Here is a 15,074-nt window from a genome sequence, read left to right on the forward strand (position 1 = left end):
GCAGGACGACGGAGCGGCGGGGCGACCGGCCGACACGTCGACTGAACGCGGCGGGACGAGTGCGCGGCGGGGCGACTGAACGACGTGACGAAGCCGGGGCCGCGACGCCCGTCACCCGCCGAGTGGGGGGAGACGGCGCGGTGCACGGCGGTTTCCGATGCCCCGCATCACGGGTGCGGCGTCGGGCGGTCCGAGGCATCGAGCAGGCCGCCTCGCCCGGCCACCGGGGGCGGTTCTTCGCCCGCCGGACGGCATCGCGCCGCGCCCGGGGGCCGGGCACGGCGCGGTATCGTCTCGGGGCCGTCAGGCCGGGGCGCGGCGGCTCACCAGCTGGTGACGACGGCGCCCTGGTACTTCTCCTCGATGAAATCCTTCACCGCCTGGGAGTGGTAGGCGTTGATCAGCGTCGGCAGCCAGGGTGCGTGGGTCTCCTCCGAACGCACGGCGATGACGTTCACGTAGGGGCTGTCCTTCGGCTCCTGCGCGATGGAATCGACACCCGGCTTCAGCCCGGCCTCCATCGCGTAGTTGGTGTTGATCACCGCGGCGTCCACGTCCTGCAGCGAGCGCGGCAGCTGGGCGGCGTCGAGTTCGAGGAACTCGAGGTGCTTCGGATTCTCCGTCACGTCCAGCGGCGAGGCGGCGAGGCCGGCATCGTCATCCACCCCGATGTAGCCCAGGCTCTCGAGCAGCAGCAGCGCGCGGCCACCGTTGGTCGGGTCGTTCGGGATGGCGATGGAACCGCCGTCCGGCAGGTCGTCGAGCGAGGTGAGCGTGTTGGAGTAGACGCCCATCGGGTAGTTCACCGTGGAGGCGACGGAGACGAGGTCGAAGCCCCGGTCGCGCACCTGGTTGTCCAGATAGGGCTGGTGCTGGAACGAGTTGGCGTCGAGGTCGCCGTCCGCCAGCGCCTGGTTGGGCACCACGTAGTCGGAGAATTCCATGATCTCGATGTCGAGACCCTGGGCCTTCGCCACTTCGGCGACCTTTTCCATGATCGCGGCATGCGGCCCGGGGGTGACACCGACCTTGATGGTCTCGGCGGCGGCGGCACCGGCCAGCAGGCCGAGCCCGGCGGCGAGGGCCGCGCTTCTGAGTGCGGACATGTCTGCTTCCTTCCTTGGAGTCAGCGGCCCCGGTTCTTCGGGGCCTTCTTGTCGAAACGGCGTGCCAGCATCTCGCCCGCGGTCTGCACGAGCTGGACGAGCACGATGAGGATGAGCACCACGGCGGCCATCACCTCGGGCATGAAGCGCTGGTAGCCGTAGCGGATGCCGAGGTCGCCCAGCCCCTTGCCGCCCACGGCGCCGACCATGGCCGAATAGCCGATCAGGCTCACGATGGTGAGCGTCACGCCGAGCGCGATGCCGGGCAGGGCCTCGGGCACCAGCACCTTGCGCACGATCTGCATCGGGGTGGCGCCCATGGCGCGGGCGGCCTCGATGAGCCCGCTGTCGACATCGCGCACCGCGTTCTCGATCAGCCGGGCCACGAAGGGGATGGTCGCCACCGTGAGCGGCACGATGGCGGCATTGGTGCCGATGGAGGTGCCGGTGACCAGCCGGGTGAACGGGATGATCGCCACCACCAGGATGATGAAGGGCGTGGAGCGCGTGGCGTTCACGATGAGCCCCAGCACCGCGTTCGCCGCGGGCGCCGCCATCAGCTCGCCCCGGCGCGAGACGGCGAGGAAGATGCCCAGCGGCGCCCCCACCAGCGTGCCGATGAGCGTGGAGATGGCAACCATGTAGAGCGTCTGGAGCGTGGCCTCCATCAGCAGGTTGATCAGGTTAGCGGACATGGCCCAGCACCTCCGTCTTCAGTCCGTGGTCGTGCAGGAAGGCGCGGGCGGCGGCCAGCCGCTCCGGCGTGGCGTCGATGGAGACGATCAGGCTGCCGAAGGGCCGCTCGCCGATCTCCTCCACCGCGCCGGCCAGGATGTTCACCTCCAGCCCCAGCGCCGAGCCGAGCCGCGCCAGCACAGGGTCGGTCGCATGGCTGCCGGTGAAGGTGACCTGCAGCACCGCGGCGAGGCCGGGCGCGTGCTCCGGCACCATCCGCTCGGAGAGGAACCGCGGCATCACCACCCCGGTCACGCCCTTCAGGAAGGAGCGCGTGGTGGGATGCGCGGGGTCGGAGAACACCGCGTAGGTCTCCCCCGCCTCCACGATCCGGCCGGCCTCGATCACCGCCACGTGGGAGCCGATGTCGCGCACCACGCCCATCTCATGGGTGATGAGCAGGATGGTGAGGCCCAGCTCGGCGTTGATGCGCTTGAGGAGGTCGAGCACCTGGCGGGTGGTCTCCGGGTCGAGCGCCGAGGTCGCCTCGTCCGACAGCAACACGTCCGGCCGGGTGGCGAGCGCCCGGGCGATGCCCACCCGCTGCTTCTGGCCGCCGGAGAGCTCGGCCGGGTAGCGGCCGGCCTGCGCCTCCAGCCCGACAAGCTCGATCAGCTCGCTCACCCGCGGCCCGATCTCGGCGGCCGGAACCCCGGCGATTTCCAGCGGCAGGGCGATGTTCCCCGCGGTGGTGCGGCTGGAGAGCAGGTTGAAGTGCTGGAAGATCATGCCCACCGAGCGGCGGATGCGGCGCAGCTCGGCGGTGCCGGCGGCGCCCACGTCATGCCCGTTCACGATGACCTTGCCCTCGGTGGGGCGCTCCAGCCCGTTGACCATGCGCAGCAGGGTGGACTTGCCCGCGCCCGAGCGGCCGATGATGCCGGAAATGGCCGCGCGCGGCACGTCGAGGTCGATGCCCTCCAGCGCCATCACCGCTCCGTCGCCGCCCTTGCGGGCGAAGCTCTTGCCGACGCCGCGAAAGGAGATCGCCGCCTGGTCGGAAATGTTCTGTGCTTGCATGGCCTGCACGGTCCTGTTCCGGTGCTCCGGGCCTGCCGAAGCGCTGTTCATCCTGGGCGTTTCGGACCGGCCGGCCCGGACAGGGCGGCGGCATCCGTCGCAATCGGCGGTGGATACGCCCCCGCCTTCCGGTGTGCAAGTGCGAAGGCGCCGGCAGAGGCACGCGGCCGGGCAGGCGGGGCGCTCCGGCACTCCGCCCGCCGCCCTGCCGAACGCCGGGAACAGGGGCCTGCACGCCCGCGCCGCCGGCGGAATCACGCCCGCGGGCACCCGCTTTTCCCGAACGACGGTGCCCGCGCGCCCCGGGGGCGCCTGCCGCCCGCCGGCGCGGGATCGCGGGGGGTTTGCCGCAGTGCGGAACGGCGGCGCCTCGTGGCCCCTTGCCAAAGCGGGTCCGGCGTGGATATCAAATGTGTGCCCGCACGCATTCGGGCCGACCTGCGCCGGAGGCAATCCGGCAATCCTCCTGCTCCGCGAGGCAGGGCCCACTCTCCCGGCGCTGCGTGGCAGGTCGCAGCGACATCAGCAATCTCCCGCGCCGCGCTCCCCGGACGGCGGGAAAGGATCCGCCCATGACAGACCAGCCCGGTCTCACGCGCCGGCTTTCGCTCACCATGGCGACGGCCTGTGGCCTCATCGCCGCGAACCTCTACTACGCCCAGCCGCTGATCGGGCTGATCGCGCAGAGCCTCGGCATCTCCATCGCCCATGCCGGGCTGATCGTGACGATGTGCCAGGCGGGCTACGGGCTGGGGCTGCTGTTCCTCGTGCCGCTGGCGGACCTCACCGAGAACCGGCGGCTGATCCTCGGCGTGCTCGGCGTCGGCATCGCAAGCTCCGTTGGCGTGGCGCTGGCGCAGACACCGGGGATCTTCCTGTTCTTCTGCCTGCTGCTCGGTCTCGGCTCGGTCTCGGTGCAGATGCTGGTGCCGCTCACCGCGCATCTGGCGAGCGACGAAACCCGGGGCCGCGAGGTCGGCAAGGTGATGAGCGGCCTGCTGCTGGGCATCATGCTGGCGCGCCCGGCCTCGAGCCTGATCACCGAACTGGCCGGCTGGCGCACGGTGTTCGTCCTCTCCGCCGTTGCGATGACGGCGATGGGCGTGGCGCTGTGGCGGCGGCTTCCGGTGCATCGGCCGCGGCCCGGGCCGGGCTATCTGGGCCTGATGCGTTCCATGGCCGGGCTGGTGGCCGAACATCCGCTGCTGCGCCAGCGCGCCCTCGGGCAGGCGTTGATGTTCGCCTCCTTTTCGGTGTTCTGGACCACGACGCCGCTGCTGCTGGCCGGGCCGGACTATGGGCTGAGCCAGGCGGGGATCGCGCTCTTCGCCTTCGCGGGGGTGGCGGGGGCGGTGGCCGCGCCGCTGGCCGGCGGCTGGGCGGACAGGGGCCATGGCCGGCGCGGCGCGCTGGTGGCAATGACGCTCGGGGTAGCCTCCTGGGGGCTGAGCCATGTCGGCGCGCCGGGCACGGCGCTGGGGCTGGGCCTGCTGGCGCTGGCGGGCATCGTGCTGGACTTCGGCGTGCAGGCGAACCTCGTCGTCAGCCAGCGCGAGATCTTCGGCCTCGCCCCGCATGCGCGCGGGCGGCTGAACGGGCTCTTCATGGCGACATTCTTCATCGGCGGCGCCCTGGGCTCCGCGGCGGGGGCCTTCGTGTTCAGCCATTACGGCTGGGGGCCCACCTCGGTGCTGGGCCTCGCCGGCCCGGCGGTGGCGCTGCTCCTGCGCCTGCGCGCGCGGGACACGGAACCGGCCTCCGCCCCGGGCTGAGGCCGGACACGTCGCACCGCCACACCCGCCTTCGAGCGCGCGGCCTTGTCGCCGCCGACCCTCTCCGATGAGCGCCGGCGGCAGTGACGCGGGTGCAGGCCAGCGGCGGGAGGGGGGTGCAGAAGCTCCCGCCGCCGGGCTCGGGAGCCCGCCGCGGCGCGGACCGATGCGCCTGGCGGGCCGGCGGTGCAGGGCCGGCCCTGACCTCAGGGTCGGCGGCAGGCCAGCCGACCGGCCCTCCGGGCGGTTCACCTCAACCGCGTGGTGCAGCGGCCAGGGCTTCGAGCCAGAGGGCCACGGCCTCGGCGCCGGGGTCCTTGTGGCCCTTCGCGCGGTCGCCGAGATAGGACGACCGCCCGAGGCGCGGCTGCATCTGGGCCGTGCGCTCCGCGCCCTCGCGCGCCGCCTGCGCCACCGCCGGGAGGCCGGCGCCCTCCAGCGCCGCGTCACGCGCGGGGGCGAGGGCGTCGACCATCGTCCGGTCTCCCGGCGCCGCGCCGCCGAGGCCGCAGAGCGCGTCCACGCCCGCGGCGAAGGCCTCGGCCCAGCCGTCCGGCCTGCGGTCCAGCGCGGTGGCCGCCGCGGTGCACAGGATGGCATAGAGCGGGCCCGAGGTGCCGCCGATGGCCCGGCGGATCAGCGCGCCGCAGTGCCGCAGGGCGGGCCCGGGGGGCAGGGCGGCGAGGGCGGAAGCCTCGGCCTGCACCGCCTCCGCCGCCGCGGCGAGGGAGCGGCCGATGTCCCCGTCTCCCACCGCCTGGTCCATGCGGGTGAGCTCCGGCTCCGCGTCGCGCAGGGCGGCGCAGATGGCGCGCAGCCCGGCTTCGAAGCGCGGTCCGGCCGGGGCACCGGAAGCCGTGGCGGCCATGTCGGGCGCGGGCGGTGCGGGCAGGCGGCGCGGGACCATGGGCGTGGCGGGAAGCGCCTGCCGGGGCCAGGCCGGGGCGTCCACCGGCAGGTCCAGCGCCGCCTCGATGCCGGTGTCGCAGCGCAGCAGGGTGAGCGAGATGCCGGCCATGTCGATGGCGGTGAGGAAGGTGCCGCACCAGGCGCGCGCCACCTCGAAGCCGCGCTCGGCGAGCAGGGCCAGCGCGTCACCGGCAACGATGCTCTGCTCCATCACCGGCGTGGCGCCGAGGTTGTTGACCATGAGGGCCAGCCGGGTGCCGGGTGCGAAGCCGCGGTCCGCGATGATGCGCTCCAGCAGGGTGGCGACCAGCTCCCGGGCCGGGCGCAGCGTGGTGCGCTCCACCCCCGGTTCGCCGTGGATGCCGAGGCCGAGCTCGATCTCCTGCGGGCCCAGCTCGAAATTCGGGGTGCCGGCGGCGGGCACCGTGCAGGGCGACAGCGCGACGCCCATGGTGGCCATGCCCGCCACGGCCCTCTCGGCCAGCGCCGTCACCTCGGCGAGGGAGAGGCCGGCCTCGGCCGCCGCACCGGCGATCTTGTGCACCAGAACCGTGCCGGCGATGCCGCGCCGCCCGGCGGTGTGCTCGGCCGCGCCGAGGGCGGCGTCATCGGTCACGATCACCATCTCCACCGCGATGCCCTCGGCGCGGGCGATCTCGGCGGCAAGGCCGAAGTTCAGCCTGTCGCCGGTATAGTTCTTCACGATGAGCAGCACCCCGGCGGGGCCGGAGACGGCGCGGATGGCCGCGAGCACCGCGTCGGTGCCGGGGGAGGCGAAGACATCGCCGGAGACCGCCGCCGTGATCATGCCGCGCCCGACATATCCCGCGTGGGCCGGCTCATGCCCCGCGCCGCCGCCGGTGACCAGCGCCACCTTGCCCTCGGCGCGGAAGGCCTCGATGTCGGCGCGCAGCACGGTGGTCTCGTCGCCCAGCAGGGCGAGCGAGGGGGTGAGCGCCACGAGCCCGGAGAGGGCGTCCGGCACGATATGGGGAATGTCGTTCACGAGTTTCTTCATCGGGTCTTTCTTTCCTGCCGCCGCGGGATGCGCTGCGGGTCCGGGCTGCCGCGCGTCCGGGCGGGGCCCCGGGGCGGAGCATGGCGGGCCGGGCGGCCGGAGGCCAGCCCCGTCCCGGCCCCGAGGGGCCGCGCGCACTTGCACATCTGCACGGGGCAGCTAGCGCGATCGGCGGCGGGGGAAAGCGAAAGGCGCCCCCCGCGGACCGGGGAGCGCCCTTGCAGATCCTGGCCGTGTCGCCGCCGGCGGGGGCCTGTCGGACCGGGGGGAGGAGAGCCCGCCGGTTCGCCCGCCGCGTGACACGGCCCGGCGCGGCCGGAGCCGACGCCGTCTCAGTCGGCCCAGAGGGCCTTGTCCTGCGCGTCGAAATACATCGTGCGCTCCGGGTCGAAGGCGAGGCCGATACGGTCTCCCGGGCGCAGGCTGGTGTCGCCGACATGGCGGACATTCACCACGCCCAGCGGGCCGCAGTCGATGAACAGCATCACGTCGGCGCCGAGGTACTCGGCCACCTCCACCGTGCCGGAGCACTGGCCCTGGCCGGGCTCGACCAGCGAGATATGCTCCGGGCGGATGCCGAGCTGCGTGGCGCGCGCCGCATGGGCGGGCGCCGCGGCGCCGCCATGGCCCTCCAGCGCATAGGCCGCGCCGGAGACGGCGCAGGGCATCACGTTCATCTTCGGGCTGCCGATGAACTGGGCCACGAACAGGTTGTCCGGCCGCTCGTAGAGGGTGCGCGGGCTGCCCACCTGCTCGATCTGCCCGGCGGAGAGCACGACGATCTTGTCGGCGAGCGTCATCGCCTCCACCTGGTCATGCGTCACGTAGATCATCGTGGCGGCCAGGTCGCGGTGCAGCTTCGCGATCTCGAAGCGCATTTCCACGCGCAGCGAGGCGTCGAGGTTCGACAGCGGCTCGTCGAACAGGAAGGCCGAGGGCTCGCGCACGATGGAGCGGCCGATGGCCACGCGCTGGCGCTGGCCGCCGGAGAGGTCCTTCGGCCGCCGGTCCAGCATCGGTTCGAGCTTGAGCACCTGCGCGGCCGCGTCCACCTTCGCGGCGATCTCGGCCTTCGGCGCGCCGGCGGTCTTCAGCCCGAAGCCCATGTTCTCGCGCACGGTCATGTGCGGGTAGAGGGCGTAGGACTGGAACACCATGGCGAGGCCGCGACCCGAGGGGGGCTCGGCTGTCACGTCGCGACCGTCGATGCGGATATGGCCGCGGCTCACCTCCTCCAGGCCCGAGATCAGCCGCAGGAGGGTGGACTTGCCGCAGCCCGAGGGCCCGACGAAGATCACGAACTCGCCGTCCGCGACCTCCAGATCCACGCCCTTGATGACCTGGGCCGCGCCGAACCATTTCTCGACGGCTTCCAGACGGATGGCACCCATTTTCTTATCCTTTTACCGCGCCTGCCGAGAGGCCCTGCACCATGAAGCGTTCCAGCCAGACGAAGATCACCATGATCGGCACCGTGGCGATCACCGCGCCGGCCATCATCAGCTCGCGCGGCAGCTCCGAGGAGTTGAGCGAGGCCACGCCGCGGGGCAGCGTGAAGATGCCGGGGTCGTCGAGGAACATGAAGGCGAAGAGGAACTCGTTCCAGGCGATCATGAAAACATAGAGGCTCACCGAGGCGAGCGCGGGCAGGCTGAGCGGCATGGTGATCTTCGCGATCACCCCGAGCCGCGAGAGCCCGTCCATGAGGCCGGCCTCCTCCATCTCCGCCGGAAGGCCGCGGAAATAGCCCTGCAGCATGTAGAGCGCCACGGGAATGGTGGTGGCCGGGTAGACGATGAGCAGGCCGACGAGCGTGTTGCGCAGCTCGAGCTGGCTGAACACCGTGTAGAGCGGCAGTACCAGCACGATGGCCGGCACCATGTAGATGAGCAGGATCGAGCGCGCGAAGGCCTCGCGGCCCCGGAAGCGCAGCCGCGCCACCGCATAGGCGCCCGGCACCGAGATCAGCAGCGTGAGCACCACGGTGGAGAAGGACACGATGCCCGAGTTCAGCAGGTAGGTGCCGAAGTTGAACTTCGTGAAAAGCTCCGTGTAGCTGGAGAACAGCCCGTCGCGGGTGATGTCGATGGAAAAGTCGAGCGGGTTCTCCAGCAGCGCCGCCTGGGATTTCAGGCTGGTCATCACCATCACGTAGAAGGGCAGGGCCACGAACACGCTGAACACGATGTAGCCCGCGCCCTTGGCGATGCGGATGATCAGCCGCTCGAAATCGTAGCGGCGCAGGCGGCCGGGCACGGCATCGCCGAGGCACATCCACAGCGACTGGCCGGTGAGCCCGGCGAAGAGCAGCAGCGCGAGCGCCTGCCACAGGGTGCCCTCGCCAAGCGGCAGCCCGAAGGGCGCGCCGAGCGCGGCGGCGACCAGCACGACGAGCGCCGCCGCCATGGCCCCCCAGCGCCGGGTCCCGCCGGAGAGCACCAGCGTTGCCGCGGCGCCGCCGAGCCCGGCGAGCATGCCGGCGAGCAGCGGCGGGCGCGCCGGCAGCCCGGTGACGAGCGCCAGCGTGACGCCGATCACCGCCATCCACAGGAAGCCGAAGACCACCCCGGCCAGCACGGCCGCCGTGGTGCCCGAGGCAAAGCCGAAGCCGCCCCGGGCGATCATCGAACGCGAGGAAGTGGTCATGTCAGCCCTCCTTCGGCGAGAAGCGGAAGAACACCAGCGAGAAGGCCAGCAGCACGAGGAACACCACCACGGCCACCGCGGCGCCGGCGCCGATGTTGGACAGGCCGATGGCCTGTTCGTAGACGTTCACGGTGAGGGTGCGGGTGCCCGCCGCCCCGCCGGTGAGCAGGAAGATGTCGTCGAACTTGTTGAAGGTCCAGATGAAGCGCATCAGGAACAGCGTGGCCAGGATGGCGGCGAGCTGGGGCAGCGACAGGTACCAGAACTGCTGGAAGGGCGTCGCGCCGTCGATCTCCGCGGCCTCGTACATGTCGGTGTTGATGGACTGCATCCGCGCCAGGATGAACAGGAAGGACAGCGGAAAGTAGCGCCAGGCCTCGAACACCACCACGGTGGTGAGCGCCATCGGCATCTCGATGGTGTAGCCGAGAACCGAGACCGACCCCATGGAGGTCTGGCCGAGGAAGTTGATCGGGCCGTGGCTGGCGCCGATCTGCTGCAGGATGGCGTTCAGCGCGCCGGAGTTCGGGTCCAGCAGCGTCACCCAGGTGTAGGCGACGGCGATGACCGGGGCCACGTAGGGAAACAGGAACAGCCCGCGCAGGAAGGCGCGGCCCTTGAACGGCTGGTTCAGGAGCAGCGCCCCGAAGAGGCCGAGCACCAGCGCGCCGCCGGTGCCGAACACTGTGTAGGAAATCGAGGTCCACAGCACGGCCCAGAATTCGTCGGCGTCGAACACCTTCACGAAGTTCTCGGTGGTGAAGGTGAAGTTGGTGAGCGGGTTCTCGCCCGAGCCGGTGATGGTCGGTGCGGAGCCCTCCAGCAGGCTCTCCGGGTCTTCCACCGCGCGGTCCGGCACGAAGGCGGCCTCCAGGCGCACCCGGTCGCTCGGCTCCATGTCGCCGATCACGCAGGTGAAGGCGGTGGCCTCCACCGTGCAGCGCGGGTCGTCCACGGTGGCGGTGAAGCCCTCGGGGATGGTGTCGGAGAAGTCCACGTTGCGCAGCGGCAGGTTGGGCGAGGAGTTGCGGGCGGTGTAGATCACCTCCACGGCCTCTCCCGCGGCGACGCCGTCACCGCGCACGCGCTCGTTGATCGTGGGTTCGGGCGGGCGCAGGTCCGCCAGCCCCACGGGCTTGGCGCTGATCCAGAAATTGGCGATCAGCGGCAGCAGCACCATCAGCGCCACGATGGCGAAGGTGGGGGCGAGGAAGGCCCATGCCAGGCGCGCCTCGCGCCTGGCAAGCGGGCCCGCCCCCTTCGGCGGGCCTTTGTGTTCGGACATGGTCATGTCGATCCGTTTCAGAGGCCGGAGATGCCGTCGTTGATCTGCTCGACGGCGGTGTCCGCGTCGATCTCGCCGTCGATGAAGCGGCGGGTGACCTGGTTGATGACGCCCGAGTTGATGATCTTCGAGGCGGTGGCAAGCGCGCCTTCCTCGACACCCCAGCGCTTGGCGGTGTTCAGCCCGTCAACCAGCTCGTCGATGACCTCCTTGGGGTAGAGATCGGCCAGCGGTGCCTTGCGGTCCACGCCCACGGGCAGCTCCGACCATTCCTTCACGAACTTCTCCGGATCGTCCTCGGTGCCGCGGCGCACCGGGAACTGGCCCTCGGGGCCCACGGAGAGGGTCTGCGCATAGCCGTCGCCCATCGCGTATTCCACGAATTCCATCGCGGCATCCGCGTTGGCCGAGGTGGTCACGCCGAAGTACTTGATCTCCGCCCAGGTGGCGCCTTCGGGGTTCGAGGGGCCGGAGAGCGTGGTCACGATGCCGGTCTTGTCGGCAAGCTCGCGGCTGGTGGGGTCGGAGGTGATGGTCGGCGGCGCGCTGTCGCGCAGGCCGGCCAGCTCGTCGAGGATGTAGGGCGACCACAGGATCATCGCCGCCTTGCCGGCGAAGTAGATCTCACGCGACTGCTTCCAGTAGAGATCGCCCGGAGGCGAGGCTTTCGCGAGCACCTTGTAGAACTCGAGACCTTCCTTCAGCTTCTCCGGGTCGAAGCCCACGCTGCCGTCCGCCTTGATCGGGGTGGCGCCATTGGCCAGCAGGATGTGCTCCAGCGCCTGGTTCATCGAGTTCTCGTCGATCTTCGTGGCGGCCACGAAGCCGTACATCTCTGGCGGGTTCGAGAGCTTCTCGATCGCGGCCTCGATGTTGGCGTAGCTGTTGGGCGGCTCCAGGCCGTTCTCCTCGAACAGGTCCTTGCGGTAGACGACCATCTGGGTCCAGCCGTCCACCGGAACGGCGGCATAGTCCCCGTCGATGTCGGTGGTGGCAAGGGCGCCGGGGGCGAAGGTGTCCGCGCCCAGGTCCTCGACGATCTCGGTGTCGGAATCGATGTCCAGGATGCCGGCCTCGGCCCAGGGCTGCACGTATTGCAGCGTGGTGTAGATCACGTCCGGCAGGTCATTGGCCGCGAAGGCGGCGGTGGCGCGCTTGCCCAGGTCGCTCTCGGTCACCGGGATGATCTCGACCGTGTGGCCGGTCGCCTCGGTGAAGGACTCCGCGAGGGCCTGCTGCTTGGCGAGGCGCTCGGGCTGCTCCTCCGTGGTCCAGAACCGGATCTGCTCAGCCAGGGCTGCGTTGCTGGTGAGCGCGCAGGTGGCAACGAACAACGGCAGGCGGATGTGTCGGAACAAGGTCATGTTGCTTCCTCTCCTGTGGTGTTTTGGTTTGATATCAGGCGGCGGAACGTTTGAGCCGCTCCGCCAGGGCTTCGGGCGTGAGCGTGGGCGCACCGAGGGTGGCCCGGTCGACGAATGTGGCCGGCCGCAACCGCTGCAGCAGCGCGGCCGTGGTGCCCTGCAGGAGCGCGATCAGCATTTCCGCCGTCCAGGCGCCGGCGTTGCGCGCGTCCTGCGAGAAGGTGCTCAGCGGCGGCTGGTGGAAGGCGGCGAACTGCACGTCGCCATAGCCGATCACGCTCACCTCGCAGCCCGGCTGCAGCCCGGCGTCGCGCAGCGCGTGCATCACGCCGAAGGCCAGCACATCGAGGCCGCAGAGGATGGCCGTGGGCGGCTCGGGCAGGGCGAGCAGGTCGCGCGCGGCCGCGGCCCCGTCGGCCGAATCGAGCCCGGCCTCGATGACCAGCTCGCCGTCCAGCCCGGCCGCGGCGGCTGCCTCCCCGAAGGCCTCGCGCTGCAGGCGGGCGAAATTCACCTCCGTGGGCGCGCAGATGAAGCCGATGCGCCGGTGTCCCAACCCGACGGCGCGGCGCACCGCCTCGCGCATCGCCGGCCCGCAATCGATGTCGAGCCAGGCGAAATCCTCCGGGCTGCGGGTGCGCCCGTAGCACACGAAGGGAAAGCCGGTGCGGTTCAGGAAGGCCACGCGCGGGTCGTCCGTGAGGGTGCGGGTGAGGATCAGCCCGTCCACCTTGCGCCCGGCGATCAGCCGCTCGTAGGTCGGCTGCCAGTCCTGCGCGGAGGGGGAACTGGCCACCAGCAGATCGAGCCCGCGCTGCTCCAGCACCGCCGTGGCGCCGCGCAGGAACTGCACCAGGAAGGGGCTGGAGATGTCCAGCTCGTCGCCCGGCAGCACGATGCCCACCGTGTCCAGCCGGCCGCGCTTGAGGTTCCGCGCCGCGCTGGAGGCGGTGTAGCCCAGCGAGAGGGCGGTGCGCGTCACCCGCTCCCGCGTGTCTTCGGAAATGTCGGGATAGCCGTTGAGGGCCCGCGAGACGGTGCTCTTCGCGAGGTTCAGTTCACGGGCGATCTGGTCGATCGTCACGTTTCTCCGATGCGTCGCGATGGGAGCCTCCTCTGGTGCTTTTCCTCCGCGATCTGCGCCGCGGCCTCTTGATGGCGCAGACCATATGTTGACAGTATGGGGCGCGCAACGAAACTTTCCGAAACCGTATCCGGGAGTTTCGGAGCCTGACAGGATGAGAGGAGAGAACGCTCGTGAATGCCCATGGCAGCGACACGCCCGACAGCGCGAAGACCGGCGGAAAAACCCCGGTGAGACAGCGGCTTGAGGCCCTTCTGGCCACCATCTACCCCGCAGGCCAGACCGCCTGGCTGATGGGGGAGCTGGAAGGCCGCCTGGCCCGCGGCAACCATGCCGCCAGCCGCCCCGCCCCGAAACAGATCGACGAGTCGGACGTGGTGCTGATCACCTACGGCGATTCGGTCCTGGACGGGGACACCGTGCCGCTGACGGCGCTGAAGGCCTTCATGGAGGGCCCGGCGCAGGGCATGTTCAGCGCCGTGCACGTGCTGCCCTTCTACCCCTGGACCTCGGATGACGGCTTCTCCGTCACCGATTACCGGGCGGTGGACGCGAAGCTGGGCGGCTGGGCGGAGGTGGCCGACCTCGCCGCGCATCACGATCTGATGGCGGATGCGGTGGTCAACCACATCTCCGCCGAGAGCGCCTGGTTCGAAGCCTTCCGCGCCGGCGAAGAGCCCTACACCGGCTACTTCAGCACCCGCGACCCGGCGGAGGACCTCTCCGCCGTCACCCGCCCGCGCGCCACGCCGCTGCTCACCCCGGTGGAGACCGCCTCCGGCGTGAAGCATGTCTGGACCACGTTCAGCGCCGACCAGGTGGACCTGGACTACGCGAACCCGCAGGTGTTCCTGGAAGTGGCGGACCTGATGCTGTTCTACGTGGAGCAGGGCGCGCGCCTCATCCGGCTGGACGCCATCGGCTTCATCTGGAAGGAGCCGGGCACCAGCTGCATGCACCTGCCCCAGGCGCATGGCATCATCCAGGCGATCCGGATGATCCTCGACCATGTCGCCCCCGGCACGATCCTGATCACCGAGACCAACGTGCCGCATGCCGACAACATCAGCTATTTCGGCGACGGCACGAACGAAGCCCACATGGTCTACCAGTTCCCGCTGCCGCCGCTGGTGATGCATGCCTTCCTGAACGGGGACGGGACGAAGCTGAAATCCTGGCTCTCCACGCTGGAGCCGGCGCCGGGCGACGCGACCTTCTTCAACTTCCTCTCCTCGCATGACGGGGTGGGCCTGCGCCCGGTGGAAGGGCTGCTGGACAAGGCGGAAATCGACGCGATGGTGGAACACGTGCGCGCCGGGGGCGGGCAGGTGTCGATGCGCGCCACGCCGACCGGCGAGTCTCCCTATGAGCTGAACACCACTTATCTCGACGGCCTGTCCCGCCCGGGCGACAGCGCGCAGACCATCGCGGCGCGGATGCTGGCGGCGCAGAGCATCCTCGTGGCGCTGGCCGGGGTGCCGGCGGTCTACGTGCACTCGCTGCTCGGCTCGCGCAACGACACCGAGGGGCTGGCGCGCACCGGCCGGGCGCGCTCGATCAACCGCGCCAAGCTGGACCGGGCGGCGCTGGACGCGGATCTCGCCAATCCGACCAGCCTGCGCGCCCGCGTCTTCGCCGGCCACCGCGCGCTGCTGGACCTGCGCCGCAGCCTGCCGGCCTTCCACCCCAAGGCGGCGCAGGAGGTGCTGGAGAGCGCCCCCGGTGTCTTCGCGCTGCGGCGCGGCGCGGGGGAGGACGCGGTCTGCGTGCTGGTGAACCTCACCGACGCGGCGTGCGACGTGCCCCTTCCCCAGGCGGCAGCCGGGTTCGCCCGCCTGCTCGACCCGACGGGCGTGGAGGCCCTCTCCGGTGCGCCCGGCGCCACGATCGCCCTGCCGCCCTACGGCGTGCGCTGGCTGACCGCGCGCTGAACCGACCCGCCCGGGCCCGCGGCATCCGCCGGCCCGGGCCGCTGCTCCGCCGGCTGCCCTGACACGGGCAGCCGACCTTCGCCCCCCCCGCACCGCGCCCGCACAACCGCGCCCCCGGCCTGCCCGCGCGCGCCCCCCGCGCCCCGGCCCCGTGCCCCCGCCCCCCGACAGCCTGGCCGCGATGCCCCTTGTGCGCCGCGGCGC

The 15,074-nt window shown here is 71.2% G+C and carries 11 protein-coding genes; 2 read left to right on the forward strand and 9 right to left on the reverse strand.

Annotated features, from left to right (window positions below; genetic code table 11):
* Positions 1–323: 323 nt before the first annotated feature.
* The 3 genes from FDP22_RS22560 to FDP22_RS22570 are packed head-to-tail and all read right to left on the reverse strand — an operon-like array spanning position 324 to position 2,861.
* Positions 324–1,106 (reverse strand): MetQ/NlpA family ABC transporter substrate-binding protein, encoded by a 783-nt coding sequence (locus FDP22_RS22560; protein WP_138576887.1) that lies wholly within the window; start codon positions 1,104–1,106, stop codon positions 324–326.
* Between the two features lie 20 nt (positions 1,107–1,126).
* Entirely contained in the window at positions 1,127–1,801 is a 675-nt protein-coding gene (locus FDP22_RS22565; protein WP_138576885.1) for a methionine ABC transporter permease, read from the reverse strand.
* Positions 1,791–2,861 (reverse strand): methionine ABC transporter ATP-binding protein, encoded by a 1,071-nt coding sequence (locus tag FDP22_RS22570; protein ID WP_138576883.1) that lies wholly within the window; start codon positions 2,859–2,861, stop codon positions 1,791–1,793. The genes FDP22_RS22565 and FDP22_RS22570 overlap by 11 nt, the downstream gene beginning before the upstream one ends.
* 572 nt (positions 2,862–3,433) lie before the next feature.
* On the opposite strand from FDP22_RS22570, the gene FDP22_RS22575 reads away from it, so the two are divergent.
* The gene (locus tag FDP22_RS22575; protein WP_138576881.1) at positions 3,434–4,633 is read left to right on the forward strand and encodes an MFS transporter; all 1,200 of its coding nucleotides are present in this window, start codon (positions 3,434–3,436) and stop codon (positions 4,631–4,633) included.
* Positions 4,634–4,886: 253 nt separating this feature from the next.
* Here the strand turns inward: FDP22_RS22575 and FDP22_RS22580 are convergent, their stop codons facing one another.
* The 6 genes from FDP22_RS22580 to FDP22_RS22605 form a co-directional block, all read right to left on the reverse strand.
* Positions 4,887–6,560 carry a dihydroxyacetone kinase family protein gene (locus FDP22_RS22580; RefSeq protein WP_138576879.1) on the reverse strand — a complete coding sequence of 558 codons (1,674 nt, stop codon included), beginning with the start codon at positions 6,558–6,560 and terminating at the stop codon, positions 4,887–4,889.
* Positions 6,561–6,892: 332 nt separating this feature from the next.
* Positions 6,893–7,951, reverse strand: a complete 1,059-nt coding sequence (locus FDP22_RS22585; RefSeq protein WP_138576877.1) for an ABC transporter ATP-binding protein — start codon at positions 7,949–7,951, stop codon at positions 6,893–6,895.
* A gap of 4 nt (positions 7,952–7,955) precedes the next feature.
* A complete protein-coding gene (locus FDP22_RS22590) occupies positions 7,956–9,185 on the reverse strand; it encodes a carbohydrate ABC transporter permease (RefSeq protein ID WP_138577084.1) in 1,230 nt (409 codons plus the stop codon).
* 22 nt (positions 9,186–9,207) lie between these two features.
* On the reverse strand, positions 9,208–10,491 hold the full coding sequence (locus FDP22_RS22595) for a carbohydrate ABC transporter permease (protein WP_138576875.1): 1,284 nt from the start codon (positions 10,489–10,491) through the stop codon (positions 9,208–9,210).
* Between the two features lie 17 nt (positions 10,492–10,508).
* Positions 10,509–11,855, reverse strand: a complete 1,347-nt coding sequence (locus tag FDP22_RS22600) for an ABC transporter substrate-binding protein (RefSeq protein WP_138576873.1) — start codon at positions 11,853–11,855, stop codon at positions 10,509–10,511.
* A 34-nt stretch (positions 11,856–11,889) separates the two neighbouring features.
* Positions 11,890–12,939, reverse strand: coding sequence for a LacI family DNA-binding transcriptional regulator (locus tag FDP22_RS22605; protein WP_138576871.1), 1,050 nt, complete (start codon positions 12,937–12,939; stop codon positions 11,890–11,892).
* A gap of 230 nt (positions 12,940–13,169) precedes the next feature.
* Between FDP22_RS22605 and FDP22_RS22610 the strand changes: the two genes are divergently transcribed.
* Positions 13,170–14,870: an alpha-amylase family glycosyl hydrolase gene (locus FDP22_RS22610; protein ID WP_138576869.1), complete on the forward strand. Its 1,701-nt coding sequence runs from the start codon at positions 13,170–13,172 to the stop codon at positions 14,868–14,870.
* Positions 14,871–15,074 lie beyond the last annotated feature (204 nt).

Source organism: Paroceanicella profunda (assembly GCF_005887635.2).
Lineage (GTDB): Bacteria > Pseudomonadota > Alphaproteobacteria > Rhodobacterales > Rhodobacteraceae > Paroceanicella > Paroceanicella profunda.

Coding starts and splice junctions, on each gene's coding strand:
- FDP22_RS22560 (WP_138576887.1), bottom strand. CDS start 1,106: ATGTCCGCACTCAGAAGCGCGGCCCTCGCCGCCGGGCTCGGCCTGCTG.
- FDP22_RS22565 (WP_138576885.1), bottom strand. CDS start 1,801: ATGTCCGCTAACCTGATCAACCTGCTGATGGAGGCCACGCTCCAGACG.
- FDP22_RS22570 (WP_138576883.1), bottom strand. CDS start 2,861: ATGCAAGCACAGAACATTTCCGACCAGGCGGCGATCTCCTTTCGCGGC.
- FDP22_RS22575 (WP_138576881.1), top strand. CDS start 3,434: ATGACAGACCAGCCCGGTCTCACGCGCCGGCTTTCGCTCACCATGGCG.
- FDP22_RS22580 (WP_138576879.1), bottom strand. CDS start 6,560: ATGAAGAAACTCGTGAACGACATTCCCCATATCGTGCCGGACGCCCTC.
- FDP22_RS22585 (WP_138576877.1), bottom strand. CDS start 7,951: ATGGGTGCCATCCGTCTGGAAGCCGTCGAGAAATGGTTCGGCGCGGCC.
- FDP22_RS22590 (WP_138577084.1), bottom strand. CDS start 9,185: ATGATCGCCCGGGGCGGCTTCGGCTTTGCCTCGGGCACCACGGCGGCC.
- FDP22_RS22595 (WP_138576875.1), bottom strand. CDS start 10,491: ATGTCCGAACACAAAGGCCCGCCGAAGGGGGCGGGCCCGCTTGCCAGG.
- FDP22_RS22600 (WP_138576873.1), bottom strand. CDS start 11,855: ATGACCTTGTTCCGACACATCCGCCTGCCGTTGTTCGTTGCCACCTGC.